Genomic DNA, 26,064 nt, shown 5'->3' with positions numbered 1-26,064 from the left:
TTCCTCTTATTTTTTTAAATGAGTTGTCAAAAAAGCATTTAACGAAGGAAACAATAACGCTGGAACAAATTCTTTGTAAAATAAATCACTCTCCGTTTTTACAGTTTTGTCCGTTTTGTTCTCAAATAATTCAGGTTTGTAGTCTTTTAGATGAAGCGAAACATGATTAATTCCGTCTTCAAAAGTTGCCCAACCTTTTTTATCAATCCACGGTGAGAAAATAATAAATGAAGGTTTACCTAGTGCTTTTGCCATATTTATCGCTCCGCCATCATTACCTATTATCATGTCGCAAGAATCCATTATGGCAATGAACTCCCGGATATTTTTTCCAGTAAGAATAAAGTCAATTTTAGTTTTAGTTTCCTCTTTACAGCCATTGTAAATTGATTTTGCTTCTTCAATTTGTTTTGGCATATAATTAAAAAGCAAATTGACATCGCCTTTATCAGCAATAAAATCAATTAGTTTTGACATATATTCTAATGGATACGTTTTTTCTAAACTGCTCCCCATGATACTCAACATAATTGTTTTTTTGGAACGGTCTATTCCATGAGAATTTAAAAGTGAAGTCGCGAAATCCCTTTCTTTTTGAGTTACTTTAATTGTAGGGAAAGTTTCGAGTTCAATATCTAGTTTTAATGGATCTAACAGCGCTAGTCGTTGTTCGATGATTAAACCTAAATTTGAATCGGATGTTTTTTTTCTTTCAATGTTATCCGTATAAAGAAACGTTCTTCCTTTTTTCCAATACGATATTTTCTGTCTTGCTCCCGAAAATAATACGACAAGCCAGCTTTCTAGTTTGGAGTAAGCATCAATAACTATGTCATACTTTTCATTGCGAATGGATTTCAATAATTTGAAATATTCCCATTTGTTTTTTTGATGTTTCTCCTTAAAAAGGATGAGATTGTCAAAGCTTGTATTTCCCTTCAATACTTCAATTGTTGATTCATAAACCATGTAATCAATTTGAGCATTTGGATAAGCGATGCGTAAATTGTCACAAAGTAAGGAGCTTACTAAAACATCGCCAATCATTTTTTGTTGAATTACAAGTATTTTCATTTAAAGTAAAGTTGAAAAATTAAGCTTTTATTTTCATGTAATTCATGGCACGAGGACTAATCCAAGTTTGTTTTTTTAGAGCATTAAAATAATAGACAGTAATATTTTTAAGGATTAATGCATTCACTTTCATTTTTGGAATAAAAAATAAAAAAAGGCTTAAAAATGACAACACTATTTTCTCAGAAATAACCCCTAAAATCAACAAGCTCTGTAAAAATAGTCTTGTTCCTCCATAGAATTGATTATCAATGTAAACATGTTTAGAAATAATCACTTCTGTTTTTGTCAGTGCTTTTGTCTTCACATTCAATCTTGAAGCACCACCATGTTGATGAAAAATAGTCGCTTTTCTGGTAACGGCTACTTTTCCTCCGGAATCAGAAGTCTTTTTACAAAGATCAACGTCTTCAAAATATAACCAGTAATCTTCGTTCCATCCTTTTATTTTGTGGAACCAGTCCCGACTTATAAAAATAACGGCTCCAGTAACCCAATCAGGATAAAAAAGATCATAAGTATTGTTGAAACGTTCTTCGAGTTTTGTTTTATTCACTTTTCGGTAAATAGATCTTGAGATTCCAAAAAACCGTCCCAAAGCTGGAAATAAATTCCTCTGATTGTAAAAAACATTGTTTTCGTTTATTTGCAAACAGGATAAAATTCCAATTTCAGGGTTTAAAATTGCAGTTTGTAAAAGAGTTTCTAAAGCTTCAAGAGTAACTTTTGTATCTGGATTTAAAAAAAGAAAATAGTTACCCGTTGCTTTTGATGCTCCCACATTACATCCATTGGAAAAACCATTATTACCGGAATTTTCGGTAAATGTAAATTTGGAATACTTTTCACTAAAAGCAGTTAATTGACCGTCATTAGAAAAATTATCGACAACAATAACTTCAAAAGAAAAAGTTTTAGAATTGATTGTATCAATAGATTCTAAACATTCATCTAAGGCTTTCCAACCACGGTAATTAACTATAATTATTGAAATATCCAATAGGTCTTTTTTATAAAGATTTTTAAACAAAAACGGTTTATACCGCTACGTCATATTCACGCAATGCATTATTTAACGATGTTTTCAAATCCGTAGAAGGCTTACGTGTTCCAATGATTAGTGCACAAGGAACTTGAAAATCGCCTGCTGGAAATTTCTTAGTGTAACTTCCCGGAATTACTACTGAACGCGCTGGAACAAAACCTTTCATTTCAATCGGAGTTTCACCAGTTACATCAATAATTTTTGTGGAGGCAGTCAAACAAACATTGGCACCAAGAACTGCTTCTTTACCTACATGAACTCCTTCAACTACAATACAACGCGAACCAATAAACGCACCATCTTCAATGATTACAGGAGCTGCTTGCAAAGGTTCAAGCACTCCGCCAATTCCTACACCACCACTTAAATGTACATTTTTACCAATTTGGGCACAACTTCCTACGGTTGCCCAAGTGTCCACCATGGTACCTTCATCAACATAAGCACCAATATTTACATAACTTGGCATCAAAATAACTCCGCTAGAAATGTAAGCACCGTAACGCGCTACCGCATTAGGAACAACGCGAATTCCTTTTTCGGCAAAGTCTTTTTTCAACAACATTTTGTCGTGATATTCGAAAATACCAGAATGTAAAGTTTCCATTTTTTGAATAGGGAAATACATCACTACTGCTTTCTTTACCCATTCGTTTACTTGCCATCCTCCCGAAACTTCGGGATCTACAGGTTCAGCAACGCGTAATTTTCCCGTGTCCAGTAACTCAATAACTTCTCTAATAGCGTCCGTTGTAGTTTTTTCTTGTAACAAAGCACGGTTTTCCCAAGCTTGTTCTATAATAGTTTGTAAAGGATTCATTTTTGATAGATTTTTGACAAAGATATGTTTTTTAACCAATAGCAAAAAGCCGAATTAGTTTGAAAATGTTGCAAATTTAACTTGTCGATGTTTACTTTTTTATTAATGGTTAAAAGGGAAGGGGCTAAAAATTTGCAATTGGCATAAAAAGTGAGACATTTTTTTTCAACTCTAAAATGTTTTATCTTTGTATGAGTAATAAATTAGTTATGGAAACAATTAGATTAGAATTTCAACCAAAAATAAAAGCCAAAATTCTGGAATTATTGAGTTCGTTTTCATCAGATGAACTGAAAATAGTTCAGGAAGACACTGATTATGATGAAAATAAGAAAAAACTGGACCTTTCTTTGGCTAAGATAAAAAACGGTACAGCCGAATGTTGCTCTTTGGACGAGCTAGATGAATTTCTTGAAAAGACTATTTCTGAATATGAAAATTAAAATCACTAAAGATTTTAGGTTTGATTTAGATAGCCAAATTAGATATATTTCGAAAGACAAACCTTTAGCGGCTAGCAAGTTCAAAGTTGATTTAATAAAAAAAATAAGGAAAGATTTAAAGAATCCTTTTTATTTTAAGAAGTCTAGTTATTACAACGATGAAAATATTAGAGATTATGTTTTTAAAGGTTACACAATTGTTTATTACATTGATATAGAACAAGAAATAATTTTCGTCTTCGGTTTCATAAAATATAAAGATTCCATATAAATGCCAAGAATTCTCGCTATAGATTACGGACAAAAACGAACTGGAATAGCTGTTACGGATGAAATGCAAATCATTGCTTCCGGATTAACAACGGTTCCAAGTGCAACAACAATCGCTTTTTTAAAGGATTATTTCTCTAAAGAAAAAGTCGAAGCAGTGCTTATTGGTGAACCCAAACAAATGAATGGTGAACCTTCAGAAAGTGCTTCTATAATAAAAGGATTCGTAACTCATTTTACGAACCACTTTCCGGAGATGAAAGTCATTCGGGTTGATGAGCGCTTTACCTCAAAAATGGCATTCCAGACTATGATTGATAGTGGACTAAAAAAGAAACAACGTCAAAATAAAGCACTGATTGATGAAATTTCGGCAACCATAATGCTACAAGATTATTTGACCCGAAAATTGTTTTAAATTTCTAAAACGTTTTCGTAATTATGTAACTTTTCACAGAAAATTTAAGGTTTTTTTTGCAATCATATGAAGTATCTTTGCATTTTAAATTTTTGTTATGCCTGATACAACCATTCGTTCAAATAGTGATGTAGTTCTTATAGGAGCTGGAATAATGAGTGCCACTCTTGGTTTAATTCTTAAAGAATTACAACCAGATTTAAAAATTGACATTTACGAGAGATTAGATATTGCAGCTGCTGAAAGTTCTGATGCCTGGAATAATGCCGGAACCGGACATTCTGCCTTTTGTGAACTTAATTACACACCTGAAAGTGTTGATGGAACTATTGATCCAAAAAAAGCAATTAGTATCGCTGAATCTTTCGAAGTTTCTCGCCAATTTTGGGCCTATTTAGTCCAAGAAAAAAAGATTACTTCCCCTGAAAATTTTATAAAAAGTATTCCTCATGTAAGTTTTGTTTGGGGTGAAAAAAATGTAGCATATCTAAAGAAAAGATTTGAAGCTTTACAATCTAATCCACTTTTTAAACAAATGATTTTTAGTACTGATTTTTCAGAATTAAAAAAGTGGATGCCTTTGGTTATGGAGGGTAGAGACAAAAATGAAAAAGTTGCAGCTACTTCTATGGCAATTGGTACGGATGTGAATTTTGGAGAATTGACCAGAAGTATGTTTAATTATTTGGCTAAATTAGATGGTGTTACGATGCATTTTCATCACGAAGTTCAAAAATTGAAACAGCGTGAGGATAAATCTTGGAGAATAAAAATTACTGATTTGGCTACCGGCCAAAAAAGAAAAGCATATACCAAGTTTGTTTTTATCGGTGCTGGAGGCGGGTCATTGCCATTACTAGAAAAAGCAGACGTTCCAGAAGGAAAGGGTTTCGGAGGTTTCCCGGTTAGTGGACAATGGTTAAAATGTACCAATCCTGAAGTAATTGCAAAACATCAGGCTAAAGTTTATGGTAAAGCATCCGTGGGAGCGCCACCCATGTCTGTACCACATATTGATTCCCGAATGATAGATGGAGAAAAAGCACTTCTTTTTGGTCCTTTTGCTGGCTTTTCTACTCGGTTTTTAAAGAATGGTTCTTATTCTGATTTGCCTTTGTCTATTAAAACGGATAATATAATTCCGATGATAGCAGCAGGGATTAAAAATATACCACTTACAAAATATTTGATTGAGCAAGTACGTCAATCCCCTAAAGATAGGATTAATGCTCTTAGAGAATATGTTCCGACAGCCAGATCTAAAGACTGGAAAATAGAAAGAGCGGGGCAGCGGGTACAAGTTATAAAGAAAGATGAAAAAGAAGGTGGAATACTTGAATTTGGCACCGAGGTAATTACAACTGCGGATGGTAGTTTAGCTGTATTACTTGGGGCTTCTCCCGGTGCTTCCACAGCAGTTTCTATCATGACAGATTTGGTTGGAAAATGTTTCAAAAATGAAATTGTTTATCCGGAATGGCAAGAAAAACTGAAAACAATGATACCATCATTTGGACAAACATTAAATGATAAACCTTCTTTATTGGAAGAAATCAGAAAAAATACCGCTGAAATTCTAAAATTGAATAATTAGAAATTTCACAATATAATCGATAAAGCTGGATTTAGATTTGAAGTTCTAAATCCAGCTTTTTTGTTTTAAGTAGCGATTAATTCTTTAGTCGTTTTTACAATATTTTCGGATAAATTAGTAAGCCAGATTAGTTGTTCTATTACTAATTGTGCTTCCTGCATTTTCAATTGAAATGCTTCTTCATCAATGGGGTTTCCCTCTTTCAATTCCTTGGCTCGGATATTTTTTAACTCCGTAAACCGCATTGCTAATTCCTCTTTAGGAGTATTTTCGTTAAAATCTAAATCATTTTCTTTTAAAATTGCGATGGCATGATCTAAATTTTTATACACCGTATCAACCACAATATTAAAAGCCTCAGAAGCCGATGTCGTCTTGTGTGATTGAATATAAGTTCCTAAGGAAGCTAATGAAGAAAGAAGCGAATGATTCAGCACGGCTAATTTATATACTTGCGGTAATTGTTTTTGTTTTGATTTAGGTTCTTGTGACATTCTTTGAAAAGAAGCCATGAGATTACCAATTTCGATGAAAGCGTTCTTTCTTGCCAATCGATAAGAAGTAGAAATAGCCCCTTTTTTGTTATAAAAAACAGAGATTTCCTTTAAGTAGGTTTGATTCGCTTTAATCGATTTTTTCAAATGAATTGGAATATTTAAAAACTCCCAAGAAGGCCATAAAAAATGGTTGGCAAGAAATGCAAGAGCTGCGCCGACAACAGTATCTAAGATTCTATATTGAATTACATCAGCAATATTAGGCGTAAGTATTCCGTAAATAAAAACTATATACATGGTCACAAAGGTTGCGCTGACCTTATAATTTGTTTGCGTAAACGAGAAACCCAATAGCATACAAAGAATGGACAGAATACTAATTACAATGCTATTGTGTACCAATGAAAGAATTCCGAAAGCAATTAATCCGCCTAAAATAGTTCCGAAAATTCGTTGAAAGGAGCGTTGTTTTGTCAAGCCATAACCTGGCCTCATAATCACAATGATAGTCAGCAAGATCCAATAGACATTGTGAAAAGGAAGTATTGTGCCAATAATAAAACCAATGAGAATAGTGATGGTTAACCGAAGCGAATGCCTGAAAATAGTTGAGGAAAAACTCATATTTCCTGTCAAAGTGCTTAAAGGATAATATTGTGGGGTTAAAAACTTTTCTAAATCTTTATCTTTTTCCTTAAAATCTTTTGAATTGAAAGCTAAGGTGAAAGCCCGTTCTACAATTTTTATTTTTTCTACCTGTTTTTCTGCGTATTGTAACATTGTAGTTAGCATAAAAACGCCTTCAGAAGCCGGAATTTTACCCAATTCATTTTCGTAATCAACAATGGCAAGTTGCAGAGCATTCAAATCTTTAATCAATGTATGTTTCGAAACGTATTTAGTCTTATTCTGTACACTTTTGGATAATTGTTTTAAACTTGCCGCAAGATTATAAGCTAAGTTTTGATAGGTTTGTAGCACCTTTGGATGGTCGTCAAATTTTTGATGTAGTTTGTCATGATCGAATGACGTTGACAACGCCAGTTCCAGAATTTCGACTAATGTAATAAAAACGATTAGCATCTTTCGGTTTTGATTCGAAGAACCAGAACTGGTGTGATTGCTAATTAAAACTTCTCTTATATTTTGACGAATGGTGTTCAGCTCTACCTGAAGATGCAATTGTTTCTCTATAATTGCTTTTTTATCTGCGTTGACGGTCCATAAATCGCCTCTTAGCTTCAAATATTTTGCTGTAAGTTTGATACATTCTGCAATTTGTAATTCGATATAACGATGCGGTCTGATGTAATGAAAAATCAGTGAAATCATAAGGTAAAAAATTCCACCTGCAAGAATTAATCCCGAGTGTTTCACCATATCCCAACCGGTATTTATATGTGCAAAGGCCAATGAAATCGAAAGTAATGCCGAAAATGAAACTACGGTAGCCCTTTGTCCATATACAGAAATCATCGAAAACAAGAAAATTAGAAGAGCTAAAAAAGGATAAAAAATCCAGTTATAAGGATAGATAATATTCACTAATAAATTGACACTCGAAACGATTACAGCCGCAACTAGCACTCCGTTTATTTTATGTTTAAGATTACTCGGAATATCACTTGGATAAGTAAAAAAAGCACCCAGTGCAATAGTAAAACCCATTTCGAAATTACCCAAGAGTGAAAAAAGTATAAAAGGGATTACCGCTGCAATAGTCACTTTTAAAGCATTGGTAAAATAGGTACTGTCAGTAAATTTTCGAATTTTATAAATCATAGAAATTAGATTACCTGCAAAGTTAAGAATTGTAGGATTTATTCAAGAATAATTAGGCGTGTTTTAATTTAAATTCTAAAATAACGCTAATTATCATTAGAGGTTTATTGATTGTCTATTTTTTTACTATTTTTGCCAACTGAATTAAAAGGAAATTGATTCCCATTTATAGTAGATAATACTTAATACAACACGAATGATTTTACCAATTATAGGATATGGTGATCCAGTTTTAAGAAAAGTAGGAGAGAATCTTACCGAAGAACATCCCAACTTGAAGGAAACGATTGCCAATATGTATGAGACGATGTATAATGCCTATGGCGTGGGACTTGCAGCTCCGCAAGTAGGATTGGCAGTGCGCTTATTTGTAATAGACACTACTCCTTTTAGCGATGATGAAGATTTAGAAGATGCTGAACAAAAAGAGTTAAAGGGATTCAAAAAAACTTTTATCAATGCAAAAATGATAAAAGAAGAAGGTGAAGAATGGAGTTTTAATGAAGGCTGCTTGAGTATTCCTGATGTTAGAGAAGATGTATATCGTAATCCAACGATAACAATTGAATATTGTGAAGAGGATTTTGTTATGAAAACGGAAGTTTTTGAGGGTTTAATTGCAAGAGTAATTCAACATGAATATGACCACATTCAGGGGATTTTGTTTACAGATAAAATCTCGACACTTAAAAAGCGTTTGATTCAAAAGAAACTAAAAAACATTCTGGAAGGAAAAACATTTCAAGATTATCGCATGAAATTTTTTGCTAAAAAAGGAAGATAAACTAGTATTATTACTTAATATTGGTACGGTTTTAGAGCGTAAATTAAAAAGTAAAATAAATCGAATTCTTAATAATAATTAAAAAAACATGAATTTAGAAAAAATATTAGCCATTTCTGGGAAACCAGGTTTATATGTATTAAAAGTACAAACGCGTACAGGGTTTGTTGCAGAATCATTATTAGACGGAAAAAAAATCACAGTAAATTTAAAAAGCAATGTGAGTTTATTGTCGGAGATTTCTATTTATACATATGAAGGCGAAAAACCATTGTCTGAAATCATGCAAAAAATTGCTGATAAAGAGAATAAAGGTCCAGCGCTTTCTCATAAAGAAGACAACGCAAAACTAGCGGCTTATTTCAAAGAAATTTTACCTGATTATGATGAAGAAAGAGTGTACCCATCAGATATCAAAAAAATATTAAACTGGTACAGTATGCTTCAAGCAAAAGGACTTATCGTTGATGATGTTCCTGCAGCAGAAGGAACGCCAGCAGCTGTTGAGGAAGTTGCAGCAGTGACTGAAGAAACGAAAGAAAAAGAAGTAAAAGCTACAGCTAAAAAAGCTACTGCTAAAAAAGCTCCAGAAAAAAAATAATAAATTATATTTTAATAAATTATATTTAATCCTGTTAAGATGTTTTCTTGACAGGATTTTTTTATTTTTACCAAAACTAATAATGCAATGAACTCAAGAACACTTCAACTTCAGGCTTTCGAAAGGCTACTAGACATCATGGACGATTTACGCGAGAAATGTCCTTGGGATAAGAAGCAAACTATGCAGAGTTTACGCCATCTTACCATAGAAGAAACGTATGAGTTGGGTGATGCGATTTTAGATAACGATTTAAACGAGGTAAAGAAAGAATTGGGTGATTTGTTATTGCATCTGGTTTTTTATGCCAAGATAGGAAGCGAAACCAATGATTTTGACATAGCTGATGTTTGCAATGAGATTTGCGAGAAACTCATTCACCGTCATCCACATATTTATAGTGATGTAGTGGTGAAAGATGAAGAAGAAGTCAAGCAGAACTGGGAAAAACTGAAACTCAAAGAGGGTAAAACTTCCGTTTTAGAAGGTGTTCCAAAGAGTTTGCCGGCATTAGTAAAAGCAAGTAGAATCCAGGATAAAGTAAAAGGAGTGGGATTTGATTGGGAAGAATCCCATCAGGTGTGGGACAAAGTACAAGAAGAATTAGAGGAATTGCAAGTTGAGGTCAATGCTGGAGATCAGGATAAAATTGAAGCTGAATTTGGCGATGTTTTATTTTCGATGATAAACTATGCCCGATTTCTGAACGTGAATCCCGAAGACGCCTTGGAACGAACCAATAAAAAATTCATTAAACGCTTTCAATATCTAGAAAGTAAAGCAGGTCAATTAGGGAAACCTCTAATGGATATGACCCTTGCCGAAATGGATATTTTTTGGGAGGAAGCGAAGCGTCTTCCAAATAAATAGGATTTGGAAATCTATGATTTCCAAATAACTCAATTTGGAAGGAAGCGAAGAAATTATAAATCATTTTAGACAGATAAATGCCAGAAAATAAAACCGAATTAAAACGTTCTTTAGGATTAATTGATGCTACAAGTTTAGTTGCAGGTTCCATGATAGGATCAGGAATTTTTATTGTGACATCAGCAATGGCGCGCGATATTGGTTCTGCAGCTTGGCTCTTGGTTATTTGGTTGGTAACAGGAATTATAACCGTTGCTGCAGCATTGAGTTATGGAGAACTGGCCGGAATGATGCCTAATGCGGGCGGACAATTTGTTTATATACAACGCGCTTACGGGAGATTAATTTCCTTTCTCTACGGATGGACTGTTTTTACGGTAATTCAAACGGGAGTTATTGCTGCAATTGCCGTTACTTTTGCTAATTATGCCGCTATTTTCTTTCCCGTTTTAGACCAACCGCTTTTTAAAGTGGGAGCTGGATTTATTTTTTCCTACCAAAAAGTTTTAGCTATTTCAAGCATAATATTGCTGACATACATTAATACTAAAGGAGTAGAAAGCGGAAAAACGGTGCAGTTAGTATTTACTTCTGCAAAGTTATTTGCTCTTTTTGCATTGATTATCTTGGGATTGTACGTGGGTTTACAAACCAATGTTTTGTCTGATAATTTTGCAAATATGTGGGATGCCAGTAAAACGGTCGTTAATCCAGATGGAACTATTACCGTCACCAAACTCGCTGGAATGGCACTTTTAGGAGCTGCTGGAGCTACAATAATCAATTCATTATTTTCTAGTGATGCTTGGAATAATGTAACTTTTATTGCCGGAGAAATAAAGGAACCGAAAAAGAATATTCCACGTAGTTTGTTTCTTGGAACTTTGATTGTTACGGTTATTTACGTTTTGGCGAATCTGGCATATTTGGCTTTGTTGCCAATACAAGGAACACCTAACGCATCAGATATTGCCAGTAACGGAATCATGTTTGCCAGTAATGATAGAGTAGGAGCGGCTGCAGCAAGTATGATTATGGGGAATATTGGTGTTTTTGTTATGGCAGCATTAATAATGGTTTCCACTTTTGGTTGTAATAGTGGATTAATTCTCTCTGGTGGAAGGTTATTTTTTGCAATGGCGAAAGACGGACTATTTTTTAAACAAGCAACCGAACTCAACAAAAACCAAGTTCCAGCAAAAGCTTTATGGGTGCAATGTGTCTGGGCTTGTGTGTTGTGTATTTCGGGAAAATTTGGGGATTTGTTGACCTACGCTACTTTTGCATCGTTGTTGTTTTATATTTTAACGATTTTGGGTGTTTTTATACTTAGAAAAAAAGAACCAAATACAGAAAGACCTTATAAAGCTTTTGGCTATCCGTTTGTTCCTGCAATTTATATTATAGTGACAACGGCAATTTGTGTAACCTTGCTGGTTTATGATACATTCAACACGGGATTGGGATTGTGTATTGTAGCTTTGGGAATTCCAGTTTATTATTTTGTAATGAATAAGAAAGACTAGATTATTCTGCTAATCTTTTTAGTTTATTGATATCTTTTAAAAGAATTTTTTTACCTGTCAATTCGATCAGGCCTAACTTATTAAAATCAGATAACAAACGAATACAACTTTCGGTGGCTGTACCAATCATACTGGCTAATTCATCTCTTGAAAGCTGAACTTTTAAAGTATTATCTTCATTTTGACCAAAAGTATCATGCAAATAAAGAAGTGTTTCTGCTAATCGTTCTTTGACTGTTTTTTGAGCTAAATTGACTACATGATGATCGGCATCTTTTAGATCGCCACATATCGTTTTCATCACGTTCATCGAAAACTGATTGTTTTTGTCAAAGAACCCCATCACTTCAGTTTTTGGAATGAAACAAACTTGCATATCTTCTAGTGCAACAGCGCTCAAATTCACTGGTTCGTCACTAATCATGGAACGTTGACCTAATAATTCTCCTTTTGTAACAAGTTTAACAATATGGTCTTTACCGTTTGGACTCAATTTTGTGAGTTTGCAAACTCCATCTTTTATACAATAGATTCCGTTTACGTTTTCGCCTTCTTCAAAAATAACTTCTCCCTTTTTTATCGTTCGTGATGTTTTGCAATCAGAAAGATGAACCAGTTCATTTTTAGTAAGTGCTTTCAATGAGCTGAATTCTCTAACGATACATTGTTCACATTTACTCATAATAGAAAGGGGATTTATAACTGCACAAATTTAGGCTTTTATATGACAAATGTCATATTTTTAACTTAATCTATTTGTCACCTTTGTTGTAGGTAAAATGAGCAAAGATTTATGGACAGACAAAACTGTTTCCATTGTGGTTTAGATATTATAAAAGCAGAAGAAATTATTTTTGATGAAAAAGAATTTTGTTGCAACGGTTGTAAGACTGTGTACGAAATTTTCAGTCTTAATGATATGACTTGCTATTATGATTTTGAAAAATCTCCTGGAGCAACCCCTCAAGACATTAATGGTAAATATGATTTTTTAGATAATGAAAGTATCGTTTCAAAACTTTTGGAATTCCAAGAGAATTCAACTGCTATTATTTCGCTTAACATTCCACATATTCATTGCAGCTCGTGTATTTGGATTCTGGAAAATTTACAGCGTCTTCAAAAAGGAATAAGTTCTTCTCAGGTTAATTTTCCTGAAAAGAAAGTCCGAATAACCTATAATCCCGAAACGGTTTCAATAAAAACCATTGTTTATTTGTTGAGTTCCATTGGATACGAACCCTACATTAGTTTGGAAAATTATGAAACGGGCAAGAACAATGTAGACAGAAGTTTGACTTATAAACTAGGTGTCGCTTTCTTTTGTTTTGGAAACATCATGTTGCTTTCTTTTCCTGAGTATTTTGAAGTGAAAGAATTCTGGTTGGATCAATACCGTGGCTTTTTCCGTTGGTTGATTTTTGCATTATCGCTTCCAAGTTTTTTCTATTCGGCGAGTGGATATTATGTGTCGGCTTATAAAAGCATTAAATCCAAAATGCTAAATATCGATATTCCAATTGCATTGGGGATTGTTATATTTTTTATCCGAAGTACGGTAGATATTGTAATGGATTACGGTTCCGGATTTTTTGATAGCTTGACGGGTTTGATTTTCTTTATGCTTTTGGGTAAAATGTTCCAAATAAAAACCTATAGTTTTTTGAGTTTCGAAAGAGATTTTAAATCATATTTTCCAATTGCCATTACCAAAATTAATTCGGATGCTTCTGAAGAAAGTGTTTCGGTTTATGAGGTGGAAAAAGGGGATAGGCTGCTAATAAGAAACCAAGAACTGATTCCTGTTGATGGTATTTTAATATCTGAAAAAGCCGAAATTGATTATAGTTTTGTTACCGGGGAAGCCATTCCAATTACGAAACAATCAGGTGATAAAGTATTTGCTGGAGGAAAACAAATGGGTAAAGTGATTGAAATGGAAGTACTAAATTCTGTTTCACAAAGTTACTTGACGCAGTTATGGAGCAATGATGTTTTTCAAAAAAATGTCGAACAAAAACACAAAACCATTACCGATCGAATTTCTCGTTATTTTACTCCTATTCTTTTATTAATTGCCTTCTCAGGATTTGGATATTGGATTTTTATAGATGCCAATATTGCTTTTAATGTTTTCACGGCAGTGCTTATTGTGGCGTGTCCTTGTGCATTGGCATTGACTGCTCCATTCACTTTTGGCAACATTTTGCGAATTTTAGGAAAACAGAAATTTTATCTTAAAAATGCATTGGTTATTGAGCAATTGGCCAAAGTAGATACGATTGTTTTTGATAAAACTGGAACAATTACCACGAATAAAAAATCGAATATCTCTTATGAAGGAGAATTGCTTTCTGATGAAAATTTGCTGTTGATTAAAAATGTGCTTAGGGCGTCAAATCATCCTTTAAGTAGAATGTTATATGATTATTTGCCTTTGCCAATTTTGCAAAATAGATCAGCATTGGAAAAAAAAAAATTAAAAGTTGATACTTTTGAGGAGATTACAGGGAAGGGGATTCAAGCACAAATTTTTGGATATCAAATACAAATTGGTTCCGCTGCTTTTGTAGAAAAAATAGAAGAAAATAACATTCAGCAAACATCAGTTCATATTAAAATTAATGGAGATTATTATGGTAAATATATTTTCAATAATCAATATAGAGACGGATTAGAGGAACTTTTTAAGAATTTAAGTAAACAGTATCAAATCAAAGTCTTGTCTGGCGATAATGAAGGGGAAAGATCCACTCTAGAAAAACTTTTGCCGAAAGGCACTGAATTAATTTTTAATCAAAAACCCGAACAAAAATTAGAATTTATCAAGAATTTACAAGAAGAAGGCAAAAACGTGATGATGGTGGGGGATGGATTGAATGACGCGGGAGCTTTGGCACAAAGTAATGTTGGGATTTCGATTTCAGAAAATGTCAATGTTTTTTCACCGGCTTGTGATGCTATTTTGGATGCTAATGAATTTCCCAAATTGGATTATTTTTTGAAACTCTCGAAGAATTCCATTACGACTATCAAAATGAGTTTCGCTTTGTCCTTGTTGTATAACTTGGTAGGACTATCATTTGCTATTACGGGAAATTTATTGCCTTTGGTTGCGGCGATTATAATGCCTTTAAGTACGATAACGATTGTAAGTTTTGTAACCGTAATGAGTAGCTATTATGCAAATAAAAAATAAAATTACATAAGTTTTCACCGTGTTGTTTCACATAATTTTAACATAATTCAATAGATATGACAAATGTCATATTTTACTAAAGAACCTCAAAGTAACTTTGCTAACATAAATTAAGGTATGAGTGTCATTTATTTATTAATCTCCATCAGTATAGTAGTAGCTATTGGTTTTTTTATTGCTTTTATAAGAGCAGTAAAGACGGGCCAATATGACGACGATTATACGCCATCAGTCAGAATGCTTTTTGACGATGAGCTCAAAATTGAAAATCCAAAACCAATACAAACAATAGAAGAAAAACAAATTTAATTATGGAAATGCAGCAGTTTTATTATGACAACAAAATTGTAAAGAAATTCATTTACGCGACCATCCTTTTTGGTGTAGTGGGAATGTTGGTTGGCCTTACATTGGCCATCATGTTTCTTTTTCCTAACATAACCGACGGAATTTCGTGGTTAAGTTACGGTAGATTGAGACCTTTACATACGAACGCCGTTATTTTTGCTTTCGTGGGAAATGCTTTTTTTGCGGGAATGTATTATTCGATGCAACGATTGCTTAAGGCAAGAATGTTCAGTGATGTTTTAAGTAATATTCATTTTTGGGGTTGGCAGTTAATTATTGTAGCGGCGGCAATTTCTCTTCCATTAGGATTTAGCACTTCTAAAGAATATGCTGAATTAGAATGGCCAATCGATATTGCGATTACCATAATTTGGGTTGTGATGGGAATCAATATGATTGGAACCTTGATAAAAAGAAGAGAGAGACACTTGTATGTAGCAATCTGGTTTTACTTGGCAACTTTCGTAACGATCGCCGTTTTACATATATTCAACAGTTTAGAATTGCCTGTTTCTGCAATGAAAAGTTATTCTGTATATGCAGGAGTTCAAGATGCTTTAGTGCAATGGTGGTACGGTCATAATGCGGTTGCGTTTTTCTTAACCACGCCTTTTTTAGGATTGATGTATTATTTTGTTCCAAAAGCGGCGAATCGTCCAGTTTATTCTTATAGATTGTCAATTGTTCACTTTTGGTCGTTGATTTTTATTTATATCTGGGCTGGACCACACCATTTATTATATTCTGCTTTACCGAACTGGGCACAAAATTTAGGTGTTGCTTTTTCTATAATGTTGATTGCACCATCTTGGGGTGGTATGATAAACGGATTGTTAACCTTGCGTGGAGTTTGGGATAAAGTACGAGTAGATCCTGTTTTAAAATTCTTTGTTGTAGCTATTACAGGTTACGGTATGGCCACTTTTGAAGGTCCAATGTTGTCTCTTAAAAATGTAAACGCCATTGCGCATTACACGGATTGGATTATTGCTCACGTTCACGTAGGTGCATTAGCATGGAATGGATTTATGGCCTTTGGTATGATTTATTGGTTGATTCCTAGAATGACTAAAAGTACTTTGTACTCTCTTAAATTAGCTAATTTTCACTTCTGGATTGGTACTTTAGGGATTATATTATATACAATTCCAATGTATGTTGCTGGGTTTTTACAAGCGTCTATGTGGAAACAGTTTAACCCAGATGGAACATTAACTTATGGTAACTTCCTTGAAACGGTAACCCAAATTATGCCAATGTATTGGATGAGGGCTATTGGTGGTTCATTGTATTTAATCGGAATGTTGACATTGGTTTATAACATTGTTCAAACATTAAGAGCAGGTTCACCAATCGAAGATGAATTAGCACAAGCTCCAGCATTATTGAAAATTAGTTCTGGAAGAGTACAAGGGGAAAAATTTCATCCGTGGTTAGAAAGAAAACCTATTCAATTAACGATTTTGGCAACAGTAGCAATTTTAATTGGAGGAGTTATTCAAATCGTGCCTACGATTATGGTAAAATCTAATATCCCTACAATTGCAAGTGTAAAACCATATTCCCCTTTAGAACTGGAAGGGCGTGATTTATATATTCGTGAAGGTTGCGTGGGTTGTCACTCACAATCTGTTCGTCCTTTTAGAAGCGAAGTGGAACGTTATGGGCCACAATCTAAAGCTGGGGAGTTTGTTTATGACCATCCATTTCTTTGGGGATCAAAACGTACCGGTCCGGATTTATTAAGAGAAGGAGGAAAATACAATGATAATTGGCATTTTAACCACTTTTGGAGTCCGCAAAGTATATCTGCCGGATCGATTATGCCAGGTTACAAATGGTTGTTCGATAATAAACCTATGGATATTTCTTTAACTCAAAAGAAAATGAAAGCGATGGTAACTCTTGGAGTTCCTTATTCTGATGCTCAAGTGGCAAATGGACTTAAAGATTTAAGAACACAAGCCTTGAAAATTGAAGAAAACTTGAAAAATGATCCTGACTTTGTGAAAAGTTACAATGAAAGTAAGAAAAAAGCGGAAGCAAGAGGAGAAAAATTTGTTCCAATGAATGAAAGAGAAATTGTTGCACTAATTGCTTACATACAAAGACTTGGAACTGATATTAAAGTAAAAGATAATATTAAAAACTAAAAGCGATGTTTGAACAAATTAAACACAATATGGAAACTATCGACGGAGTTGCGATATATCCAATCCTATCATTATTGATTTTCTTTGTCTTTTTTGTAGGACTTGGTTTGTGGGTTTTTTCGTATAAAAAAGAAAAAATTACTGAAATGAGCCAAATTCCATTAAACGATAATTAAACAACATAATTTTTTAAAATTTAGAAAATGAAAAAATTAATTCCAGCATATATTAGAGTTCTAATTATTTTCTTTGCTGTTTTTGCAGCAATGGAATATTTTATAGACTCTGGTGACAGACCTGCTTTTATAAAATTCCCCATGGTTGCTGTCTTTTTATTTGTATTTCTTTTCCTTTTGATAGCGATAGAAATTACATTGAAAGCTGTTGATAATATTACGTATCAATTGTTAACAGAAGAACAGAAAGCCCAATCAAATGAAGTAAATACGTTGCATTTCAAAGATAGTGAATGGTTTAAAAAACTGATGAAAAGTTTAACTAAATCGGAGCCATTAGAAAATGAAGCAAGCCTTTTATTAGATCATGATTACGATGGAATTAGGGAATTAGATAATAATTTACCTCCGTGGTGGGTGTATTTATTTTATGCAGGTATTGTTTTTGGAGTAATATATATGGTTCGATATGAAATATTAGGAGCTGATAATCAAGAAACAGAACTTAAGAATGAAATAGCTCAAGCCAAAATTGAAGTGGCAGAATACATGAAAACTGCTCCTGATATGATGGATGAGAAAACGGTTACATTACTGACAGAACCCGCAGATTTAGCATCAGGTAAGGAAATTTTCACCACGAATTGCGCTGCTTGTCACAGAGCTGATGCTGGTGGGCAAATTGGACCAAACTTAACAGATGATCATTGGATATTAGGAGGAGGAATTAAAAATGTATTCCATACTTTAGTTAATGGAGGTCGTGACGGAAAAGGAATGATTTCTTGGAAAGGAACATTAAAACCAAAAGAGATGCAGCACGTTGCTAGTTATGTTTTGTCTTTAAGAGGAAGTAATCCTAAAGATCCAAAAGCACCGGATGGTGAAGTTTGGGTTGACGAAACTTCACCAAAAAAATAATAGGTTTTCTAGTACTTATGCCAAAGCTCAAAACTTTGGCATAATTACTTTATAATTTAATATTGAAAAATATAAAAATGTCACAATCATCAAACGAAGCTTTTAGAGATACCATTGGAACAATTGATGAGGAAGGAAATCGAAAATTTATTTTCCCTAAAAAGCCTTCTGGTAAATTTTATGAATATCGGAAATGGGTCAGTTACTTTTTACTGATTGTTTTGGTTGCGAATCCTTTTATAAAGATAAATGGCAATCAGTTCATGATGTTCAATATTTTAGAACGACGATTTAATATTTTTGGATTTCCATTTTGGCCACAAGATATTTATCTCTTTGTTCTTTTTATGCTTATAGGCGTAGTTTTCGTAATCCTTTTTACGGTTATTTTTGGAAGAATTTTTTGCGGGTGGATTTGTCCGCAAACCATATTTTTAGAAATGGTTTTCCGAAGAATAGAATATTGGATAGAAGGAGATCGTGGTGCTCAAATCCGATTAGAAAAACAGGAATGGAATGGGGAAAAAATAAAAAAGAAAGCCTTAAAATGGAGCTTGTTTCTAATGATTTCGTTTTTTATTGCTAATGTTTTTCTGGCTTACCTTATCAGTAGTGACGAATTGTTTAAAATGATTAAAGAAGGTCCTGAAAATCATGTGAGTACCTTAGTTTCATTGTTGATTTTTACTGGAGTATTTTATTTTATTTTTGCTTGGTTTAGAGAACAGGTTTGTATTATCGCCTGTCCTTACGGAAGATTACAAGGTGTTTTATTAGATGATAAATCGATTAATGTAGCTTATGATTTTGTTCGTGGCGAAAAAGAAGTAGGAAGAGCTAAGTTCAACAAACAAGAAGACAGAGCATCAACAGGAAAAGGAGATTGCATTGATTGTAAACAATGTGTGAATGTTTGTCCAACGGGAATCGATATTCGTAACGGCGTTCAACTGGAATGTGTGAATTGCACTGCCTGTATTGATGAATGTGATACTATTATGGATAGTGTCGGATTGCCAAAAGGATTAATTCGTTACGCTTCCGAAGAGGAAATTGAGAAAAAAACGAAGTTTAAATTTACTCCCAGAATGAAAGGGTATTCCGCTGTTTTGTTTATCCTAACAGGGATTTTAATTGGATTGTTGTTTTTGAGAAATGAAGTTGAAGCAAGTATTTTGCGTTTGCCAGGTCAATTGTTTCAGCACAAAGGCGAGAATATTAGTAATATCTATACTTTTAAAATTATCAATAAAACCAATAATGATTTTAATGACATTCATTTCAAATTAATTGGTATAAAAGGAAAATTGGAAATGGTAGGAAAACAAGATCTAAAAGTACCTAAACAAGGTATGAATGGCGGAACCTTATTTGTAGAAATCAATCAAAATTTACTAGATAGTGATAAAACCAAATTGATAATTGAAGTTTTTAATGGAAATAAAAAAATTGAAACTTCTACAACTAGTTTTTTAAGTCCAAGAAGCTTTGACTAATACTAACGGTTTTAAGTTTTAAACATATAAATAAAAAAGCATGAAAATTAATTGGGGAACAGGAATTGTAATTGCATTTGCATTATTTATGACCTTTATTTTATATTTTGTTTTCAAAGTACAGTCAGATTCAAAATATGATAATGAGTTGGTTGTAGAAGAATATTACAAACATGACGTTCATTTTGGGGACGAAATGGTGCGTATTCAAAACGCTCATGATTTAGCCGAAAAGCCTATAAAGACAAAAACAAAAGAAGGAATTACAATTGTATTTCCAGATGTATTTGTTCCTGAAAAAATAAAAGGAAATGTGTCCTTATATCGACCGTCTAACAAAAAATTAGATTTTGAAATTCCTATTTCATTATCTAGTCCTACTTTGCTCATACCTAAAAAAAGGCTGGTAGGCGGTCGTTGGGACATTAATATGGAATGGCAATATGACGGGAAATCATACTTAACTAAGGAAACGATTTATATTAACTAGTAAAATATAGTGTAGAGAAAAGAATGAAGAGAAAATGCAATAGAATTTATTGAGTTAACACGAAACCGATATTTGGAATCATTTATCCTTTAAAATCTATATTTTATCCTCTATTTTCTAACATGTACTTTGTAATATTTGTTTTCTAAAATCTCAAGTGAAATGTTATATTCTGCTTTTATCTTTGGTTTAATTAGTAGTTTGCACTGCATAGGAATGTGTGGTCCAATTGCTATAATGTTACCTGTAGACAGAGGTAATCCGGCGAAAAAAGCTACACAAATTTTCACCTATCATTTAGGGAGATTATCAGCTTATGCTACAATTGGTTTAGTTTTTGGATTATTAGGCAAAGGTTTTTTCTTAGCTGGATTGCAACAAAAATTATCAATTTTTATTGGAATTGCAATGATTTTCGTTATTTTAATACCGGATAAATTTTTTGCTAAGTATAATTTTTCAAAACCAGTTTTTAAATTGATATCTAAAATCAAATCGGCTTTGGGAAGTCAATTTAAAAATAAGAGTTACAAATCACTGTTTACAATAGGTTTACTCAATGGGTTTTTACCTTGCGGAATGGTTTATGTAGCTTTATTTGGTGCCATAGCTATGCAAAGCGCTGGTTTTGGCGTGTTATATATGGTTTTATTTGGATTAGGAACGGTTCCATTGATGAGCAGCGTAGTGTATTTAAATTCATTTTTGACAATTCCCGTCCGAAATAAAATTCAAAAAGCGATTCCTTATGTTGCCGTTATTATCGGAGTATTATTTATTTTGAGAGGTTTAGGATTAGGAATTCCTTATGTTTCTCCTTCAAATATTAGTTTATTTGTACAGCAGAACCCCAATTGTCATTAAATTAGATTTCCTATATTTTAACTTAAATTAATAAGTGAGCATGGAAAGACACGATTTATTACACGAATTTCCTGAATATCAGGAAAAAATCCATCAATTAAAAACTGACAATCCGCATTTTAGAGAATTGTTTGATGAATATCATGAGTTAGAACATAAAATTCATCGCATTAATAGTGGGGAAGAAATAGTTATAGATGAATATATGCATACATTGAAAGCCAAATTGCTTTTCATTAAAGATGAATTATTTTCCATGTTGCAAAACAATATTAAATAACTACAAACTCTTTTATTGGTCACAAAAATAGTTGAAACTATGTAATTTAGTGCATTTAGCTTTAGCTTCTAAAAATATGTTCTACCACAAATTACACAACTTAGCATGAATTAATTTGTGTAATTCGTGTTAAAATATTAACAGTGCAGACTTTCAGTCCGCCATACCAAATCTATGGACTTTCTGTTCATAGTGCTTTAGTTAAATTAAATTGGCTTTTAAATCTTGATAAATCTAAATATCAATCTTTGTCAGATTTTTACATTTTGACAAAGATTATTTAAAATCTTCGAATGTAGTAGTGGCCATTATATCGTCATAGAAAACAATTCGGTTTCTGGTGCTTTTCTTTTTAAACGAAGATCAAACGCCATGCAAATATTTCGTACATGGGGTTTTCCAGCATCTGTGACCTGAATACTATTTTCTTTAATGATGACGAGTCCATCATTTTCCATTTCTTTTAATTGAATTAAAACTTCCGGAATCTCATCAAAATAAGCTTCATTATTGTTCCAAGAAGTTTCAAATTGACACATTAAATTCAGAATGTGTTTTCTAATGATTAGGTCTTCATCAGTTAATAAATGTCCTCTATAAACTGGTATTTTATCCCATTCTAAAATTTGGTAATAATCTTCCAAATTCTTTACATTTTGGGCAAAACTGAGCCAACTATCACTTATTGAAGAAACGCCCAAACCAATCATCAATTGAGTTTTTGAAGAGCTGTAACCCATAAAATTACGATGTAGATTTCCATTTTGAAACGCTTTGTATAAGCTGTCCGTTTCCAATGCAAAATGATCCATTCCGATTTCATGATATCCATTTTCAAACAATAATTTTTTCCCTGTTTCATACAGCATTCGTTTTTTACCATCTTTCGGAATATCTTCATCATTAAATCCACGTTGTCCATTGCCTTTTATCCAAGGAACATGGGCATAACTATAAAAGGCTAATCTATCGGGTTGTAATGATTTTGTTTTTTCAATGGTATCTACAATATCTTCAATTTCCTGAAACGGCAATCCGAAAATGATATCATGACCAATGGAAGTATAACCAATTTCCCTTGCCCAAAAAGTGACTTTGGCTACATTGTGAAATGGCTGCAACCTATGAATTGCTTTTTGTACTTTTTCGGAGTAATCCTGCACACCAAAACTGACTCTTCTAAATCCTAAATCATAGAGTTTTTGTAAATGTTCATGTGAAGTATTATTGGGATGTCCCTCAAAACTAAATTTATAATCTTTTGCTTTGTTTGCATGGCTTAAAATCCCGTTGATCAAATCTTCTAAATTCTTTGGAGAAAAAAAAGTGGGTGTTCCGCCTCCCAAATGTATTTCTTTAATTGTTGGTTTTTCCTCAAGAATTTTACAATAGATAGACCATTCTTTCAAAACGGCGTCTATATATGGATTTTCTAATGTATGGTTTTTAGTAATTCGTTTATTGCAACCGCAAAAAGTACACAAACTTTCACAAAAAGGTAAGTGAATGTATAGACTTATTCCTTCTGAAGTATTGCTTGCTTTAAATGATTTTTTTAAAGTAGCTGTCCAAATGTCATACGGTAAATCACTTTCATCCCAGTAAGGAACAGTTGGATAGCTGGTATATCGAGGACCCGGAACATTGTACTTTCGAATTAGAGAATTTTTCATGGGAAGAACATTTATCATGAATCAAAAGTACCGCAACTCTTAAATATTTAAAATGATATTTATCATATCTTTAATTTTGAAACAAAAAAAACCCGTACTATTTGTACGGGTCCAATTAACTGAATATTTTTTTATTCTTGCTTCAAATTTCTCAATTGTTTTAGTTTTTCTTTCCAAACATCTAAACTTTCTTTATGAACAGCAATATTTTTACGAACCTCTAAAACTATGGAATTTTCTTTTTTAGCATTTCTGGTATTGGTGAAAAATTGAATGTTATTCTCCAATTGGAAAATTTCGTTCTTACCTTCTTCGATTTTACGCATTAAGAAAATCTTTTCGTTATCTAATTTTCGGGTGTCGTTACTATCTGATAAATGATCCATTCTATTGGAGAAACGCAGCATTTCAGTATCTTTTTTACTCAAACTTAATTTTTCAAAAAGGGCATCTAGGATTTTATTAAATTTTCCTTCTATATGTCTTCTTGGAAAAGGAACTCTACCAAAATTTTTCCAAGTTTCAATATGTAATTTGATAGCATCCAAATCAGTTTTGTGATCTCCTGTTAATTCATATTCGCGCAAGGTTTCTAAGTAAGCTTTCTTATTATTGAAAGCTTCCACTTCTTCAACGTTTTCCTCGTTTTTTTGCTCTTTTAATTTTTCAAAATAGTGATTACAGGCATCTTTAAACTCTTTCCAAATTTTATCAGAATATTTTCTAGGAACATGACCTATTTCTTTCCATTCCTCTTGAATTTGTTTCATTATTGGAGTAGTAGTAGCAAAATCAATACTTTCTTGTAATTCTTTAGCTTTGGTTACAAGTGCATTTTTTTTGCTTAAATTGTCATTTTGGTCTTTCTTGATGTCTTTATAAAAAGCATTTTTGAAAGTATTAAAATTTCTGACAGCAGTTTTAAAACTCGTCCAAGTCTCTTCATTTACATCCGAAGGCACTTTTCCAGCTGAGAAAAATTCAGAACGTAAGGCTTCCACTTTTTCAATTTGAGCTAGCCATTGAGAATGAGCGTCTACTTTCTCTGTTGCCAAAACTTCAATTTTAGCTACAATTTGTTTTTTATTTTCTAAATTCTCTACTTCGGTTCCTCTTAATTTTTCGAAAAGAACTTCACGTTTATCATGCATTTGTTTAGTCAAATCACTGAACTTGTTCCAGATTTCATCGCGATTTTCTCTAGAAACCGGACCTATATCTTCTTTCCAAATTCTATGTAAATCTTGCAATTCACGGAATGCTTTGTTGATATCAGCTTCGTTGATCAGTTCTTCAACGCGAGCAATAATTTTTTGTTTTTGTTCTAAATTGTGTTTGAAATCTAAATCTCGTGCTTCTCGGTCAAGATGTAAATAATCATAGAAATTTTCTACATGAAAGTGAAAATTATTCCAAACGTGATTGTATTTATCTTTCGGGATTGGTCCGGCATTTTTCCATCTTTCTCTTAAATCATTAAAATGTTTTAGAGTGTCTTTGATGTTTTCTTGCGGGTTGATTAATTCTTTTAATTCCTCAACAATTGCCAAACGATTTTCTAAATTAGTTTTTAGATTCGTTTGTAAACTTTTGAAATGAGTATTTTTTGCATCCCTAAAAATGGAATAGTATTTATCGAAATTGGTCTTTAATGGAGAATGATATTGAAATTCTTCGTTTATATCTTGATTTTCGGCAAGAAACTCTTCTTTTTTCTCTTCTAAAAGATGGTTGTATTTTGCGACGAATGATTTTTTGATTTCTTCGATATGGTCTTTAGCCGACATCACTTTTTCATCGGAAACCAAATTTATCAATTCCTCTACCAGTTCTTCCAATGATAACGCATCAAAGTTTTGCATGGGAATTTCGTGACGATCTTTCAGAGTTTCGTCTTCACTTTCTTCAGCGTTTGTATCAGCAATGGCGTTAAGAGCTGTTTGGTTTTCCGTTTTAGAAGCAGTTTCAATAGTTGTCACGTCTTCAGTAAGAGGAACAACAACATTTTCTTCTGCAGGCACATCAATTGGTTCAGCCAACTGTTCTGTCTCCAATACTTCTGTTTTGGATTGATTTGATTCAGCTGAATCCTGTGATAATTTTCCATCTGTCTCATTTTCATTATGGGACAGGTTATCGTTCATTTCTTCTAACATTTTTTCAATGTATAAGGTTTCTATTTTTTTTCCGAATTCGAAAGGTAGTGAAAGCAGTACTAATTTACAAAATAAATTATTTGAATACAGAAAATTTTTGATAAAAAAATTTTTTTTTGGTTCGTTTGTAATTACTTTAAATAGTTTTCATAAGTTTATTTTGACAAATTTTAGCCGAAACAAATTGTATAGAAATAAACCATGAAATGATTCAATAATTTGGAAATAAGATGTATTTCAAAAAAAAACTACAACTTTTAAGGTTGTAGTTTTAATCATTTTTGGATAGGATATTATTATTTTGGCTTATTGTTTGGATTTCTCCAAGTGCAAAAAATTGCATAAACAATGATTTTATTTTTCTCGATTTCGTAAATTATGGATAAGGGAAATCTTTTATAAAAGCTTCTCTCTAAAGTTCTCGTTTTACTTGATAATGTTGTGGAAATTGTTTTACTCGCTCTAAATAATTTTCTAACGTATCTAAAAATCGTTCTCCTAATCCTTCTCTTTTTTCTTCCTAATATTGGTAAACTTCCTTGATATCGTAGACTGCATCTTCTTTAATATCCAATATGTAATTC

At 32.8% G+C, this 26,064-nt stretch carries 24 protein-coding genes; 17 read left to right on the top strand and 7 right to left on the bottom strand.

The genetic code is table 11. The features are described from left to right. Positions 1 to 6: 6 nt before the first annotated feature. Genes IWX84_RS09705 through IWX84_RS09695 form a run of 3 tightly spaced genes read right to left on the bottom strand, consistent with a single transcriptional unit; the run spans position 7 to position 2,939 of the window. Positions 7 to 1,074 carry a glycosyltransferase family 9 protein gene (locus IWX84_RS09705; protein ID WP_231385459.1) on the bottom strand — a complete coding sequence of 356 codons (1,068 nt, stop codon included), beginning with the start codon at positions 1,072 to 1,074 and terminating at the stop codon, positions 7 to 9. A 19-nt stretch (positions 1,075 to 1,093) separates the two neighbouring features. Beyond that, on the bottom strand, positions 1,094 to 2,074 hold the full coding sequence (locus IWX84_RS09700) for a glycosyltransferase family 2 protein (protein WP_196850545.1): 981 nt from the start codon (positions 2,072 to 2,074) through the stop codon (positions 1,094 to 1,096). 37 nt (positions 2,075 to 2,111) lie between these two features. Further along, positions 2,112 to 2,939 (bottom strand): 2,3,4,5-tetrahydropyridine-2,6-dicarboxylate N-succinyltransferase, encoded by an 828-nt coding sequence (locus IWX84_RS09695; protein ID WP_196850544.1) that lies wholly within the window; start codon positions 2,937 to 2,939, stop codon positions 2,112 to 2,114. A 191-nt stretch (positions 2,940 to 3,130) separates the two neighbouring features. Between IWX84_RS09695 and IWX84_RS09690 the strand changes: the two genes are divergently transcribed. The 4 genes from IWX84_RS09690 to IWX84_RS09675 all read left to right on the top strand — a co-directional run bounded on the left by IWX84_RS09690 (position 3,131) and on the right by IWX84_RS09675 (position 5,664). Further along, the gene (locus IWX84_RS09690; protein ID WP_231385458.1) at positions 3,131 to 3,382 is read left to right on the top strand and encodes a hypothetical protein; all 252 of its coding nucleotides are present in this window, start codon (positions 3,131 to 3,133) and stop codon (positions 3,380 to 3,382) included. Beyond that, complete coding sequence (locus tag IWX84_RS09685; protein ID WP_196850543.1) at positions 3,372 to 3,653, top strand: type II toxin-antitoxin system RelE/ParE family toxin; 282 nt, start codon at positions 3,372 to 3,374, stop codon at positions 3,651 to 3,653. Before IWX84_RS09690 ends, IWX84_RS09685 begins: the two co-directional genes overlap by 11 nt. Continuing rightward, positions 3,654 to 4,070 carry a Holliday junction resolvase RuvX gene (gene ruvX, locus IWX84_RS09680; RefSeq protein ID WP_196850542.1) on the top strand — a complete coding sequence of 139 codons (417 nt, stop codon included), beginning with the start codon at positions 3,654 to 3,656 and terminating at the stop codon, positions 4,068 to 4,070. Positions 4,071 to 4,167: 97 nt separating this feature from the next. Continuing rightward, a complete protein-coding gene (locus IWX84_RS09675; protein WP_196850541.1) occupies positions 4,168 to 5,664 on the top strand; it encodes a malate:quinone oxidoreductase in 1,497 nt (498 codons plus the stop codon). 65 nt (positions 5,665 to 5,729) lie between these two features. Here the strand turns inward: IWX84_RS09675 and IWX84_RS09670 are convergent, their stop codons facing one another. After that, entirely contained in the window at positions 5,730 to 7,943 is a 2,214-nt protein-coding gene (locus IWX84_RS09670; RefSeq protein WP_196850540.1) for an FUSC family protein, read from the bottom strand. A 196-nt stretch (positions 7,944 to 8,139) separates the two neighbouring features. Here IWX84_RS09670 and def point away from each other — a divergent pair, with 196 nt between their 5' ends. The 4 genes from def (at position 8,140) to IWX84_RS09650 (ending at position 11,724) form a co-directional block, all read left to right on the top strand. After that, positions 8,140 to 8,727: a peptide deformylase gene (gene def, locus IWX84_RS09665; RefSeq protein WP_196850539.1), complete on the top strand. Its 588-nt coding sequence runs from the start codon at positions 8,140 to 8,142 to the stop codon at positions 8,725 to 8,727. A gap of 88 nt (positions 8,728 to 8,815) precedes the next feature. Beyond that, positions 8,816 to 9,328 carry a DUF5606 domain-containing protein gene (locus IWX84_RS09660; RefSeq protein ID WP_196850538.1) on the top strand — a complete coding sequence of 171 codons (513 nt, stop codon included), beginning with the start codon at positions 8,816 to 8,818 and terminating at the stop codon, positions 9,326 to 9,328. Between the two features lie 87 nt (positions 9,329 to 9,415). Beyond that, a complete protein-coding gene (gene mazG, locus IWX84_RS09655) occupies positions 9,416 to 10,198 on the top strand; it encodes a nucleoside triphosphate pyrophosphohydrolase (protein WP_196850537.1) in 783 nt (260 codons plus the stop codon). A 77-nt stretch (positions 10,199 to 10,275) separates the two neighbouring features. Further along, positions 10,276 to 11,724 (top strand): APC family permease, encoded by a 1,449-nt coding sequence (locus IWX84_RS09650; protein WP_196850536.1) that lies wholly within the window; start codon positions 10,276 to 10,278, stop codon positions 11,722 to 11,724. Position 11,725: 1 nt separating this feature from the next. Here the strand turns inward: IWX84_RS09650 and IWX84_RS09645 are convergent, their stop codons facing one another. Then, positions 11,726 to 12,406, bottom strand: a complete 681-nt coding sequence (locus IWX84_RS09645; protein WP_196850535.1) for a Crp/Fnr family transcriptional regulator — start codon at positions 12,404 to 12,406, stop codon at positions 11,726 to 11,728. 111 nt (positions 12,407 to 12,517) lie between these two features. Between IWX84_RS09645 and IWX84_RS09640 the strand changes: the two genes are divergently transcribed. From IWX84_RS09640 to IWX84_RS09600, 9 genes are all read left to right on the top strand, one after another. Next, complete coding sequence (locus tag IWX84_RS09640) at positions 12,518 to 14,923, top strand: heavy metal translocating P-type ATPase (protein ID WP_196850534.1); 2,406 nt, start codon at positions 12,518 to 12,520, stop codon at positions 14,921 to 14,923. A 117-nt stretch (positions 14,924 to 15,040) separates the two neighbouring features. After that, complete coding sequence (gene ccoS, locus IWX84_RS09635; protein ID WP_196850533.1) at positions 15,041 to 15,232, top strand: cbb3-type cytochrome oxidase assembly protein CcoS; 192 nt, start codon at positions 15,041 to 15,043, stop codon at positions 15,230 to 15,232. 2 nt (positions 15,233 to 15,234) lie between these two features. Further along, the gene (gene ccoN / locus IWX84_RS09630) at positions 15,235 to 17,424 is read left to right on the top strand and encodes a cytochrome-c oxidase, cbb3-type subunit I (protein WP_196850532.1); all 2,190 of its coding nucleotides are present in this window, start codon (positions 15,235 to 15,237) and stop codon (positions 17,422 to 17,424) included. A 5-nt stretch (positions 17,425 to 17,429) separates the two neighbouring features. Further along, complete coding sequence (locus IWX84_RS09625; RefSeq protein WP_196850531.1) at positions 17,430 to 17,600, top strand: CcoQ/FixQ family Cbb3-type cytochrome c oxidase assembly chaperone; 171 nt, start codon at positions 17,430 to 17,432, stop codon at positions 17,598 to 17,600. Positions 17,601 to 17,627: 27 nt separating this feature from the next. After that, positions 17,628 to 18,521 (top strand): cbb3-type cytochrome c oxidase N-terminal domain-containing protein, encoded by an 894-nt coding sequence (locus IWX84_RS09620; RefSeq protein ID WP_196850530.1) that lies wholly within the window; start codon positions 17,628 to 17,630, stop codon positions 18,519 to 18,521. A gap of 77 nt (positions 18,522 to 18,598) precedes the next feature. Further along, a complete protein-coding gene (ccoG, locus tag IWX84_RS09615) occupies positions 18,599 to 20,017 on the top strand; it encodes a cytochrome c oxidase accessory protein CcoG (protein WP_196850529.1) in 1,419 nt (472 codons plus the stop codon). Positions 20,018 to 20,057: 40 nt separating this feature from the next. Next, the gene (locus IWX84_RS09610; protein WP_196850528.1) at positions 20,058 to 20,507 is read left to right on the top strand and encodes a FixH family protein; all 450 of its coding nucleotides are present in this window, start codon (positions 20,058 to 20,060) and stop codon (positions 20,505 to 20,507) included. Between the two features lie 162 nt (positions 20,508 to 20,669). Then, the gene (locus tag IWX84_RS09605) at positions 20,670 to 21,371 is read left to right on the top strand and encodes a sulfite exporter TauE/SafE family protein (RefSeq protein WP_196850527.1); all 702 of its coding nucleotides are present in this window, start codon (positions 20,670 to 20,672) and stop codon (positions 21,369 to 21,371) included. Positions 21,372 to 21,411: 40 nt separating this feature from the next. Continuing rightward, positions 21,412 to 21,651 (top strand): YdcH family protein, encoded by a 240-nt coding sequence (locus IWX84_RS09600; protein ID WP_196850526.1) that lies wholly within the window; start codon positions 21,412 to 21,414, stop codon positions 21,649 to 21,651. A 308-nt stretch (positions 21,652 to 21,959) separates the two neighbouring features. On the opposite strand, the gene hemN is transcribed toward IWX84_RS09600, so the two are convergent. After that, a complete protein-coding gene (gene hemN / locus IWX84_RS09595; RefSeq protein WP_196850525.1) occupies positions 21,960 to 23,324 on the bottom strand; it encodes an oxygen-independent coproporphyrinogen III oxidase in 1,365 nt (454 codons plus the stop codon). 131 nt (positions 23,325 to 23,455) lie between these two features. Further along, the gene (locus IWX84_RS09590) at positions 23,456 to 25,480 is read right to left on the bottom strand and encodes a DUF349 domain-containing protein (RefSeq protein ID WP_196850524.1); all 2,025 of its coding nucleotides are present in this window, start codon (positions 25,478 to 25,480) and stop codon (positions 23,456 to 23,458) included. Positions 25,481 to 26,064 lie beyond the last annotated feature (584 nt).

Source organism: Flavobacterium sp. CG_9.10, from assembly GCF_015752245.1.
Lineage (GTDB): Bacteria > Bacteroidota > Bacteroidia > Flavobacteriales > Flavobacteriaceae > Flavobacterium.
This window is presented reverse-complemented; position numbering and strand designations above follow the sequence as displayed.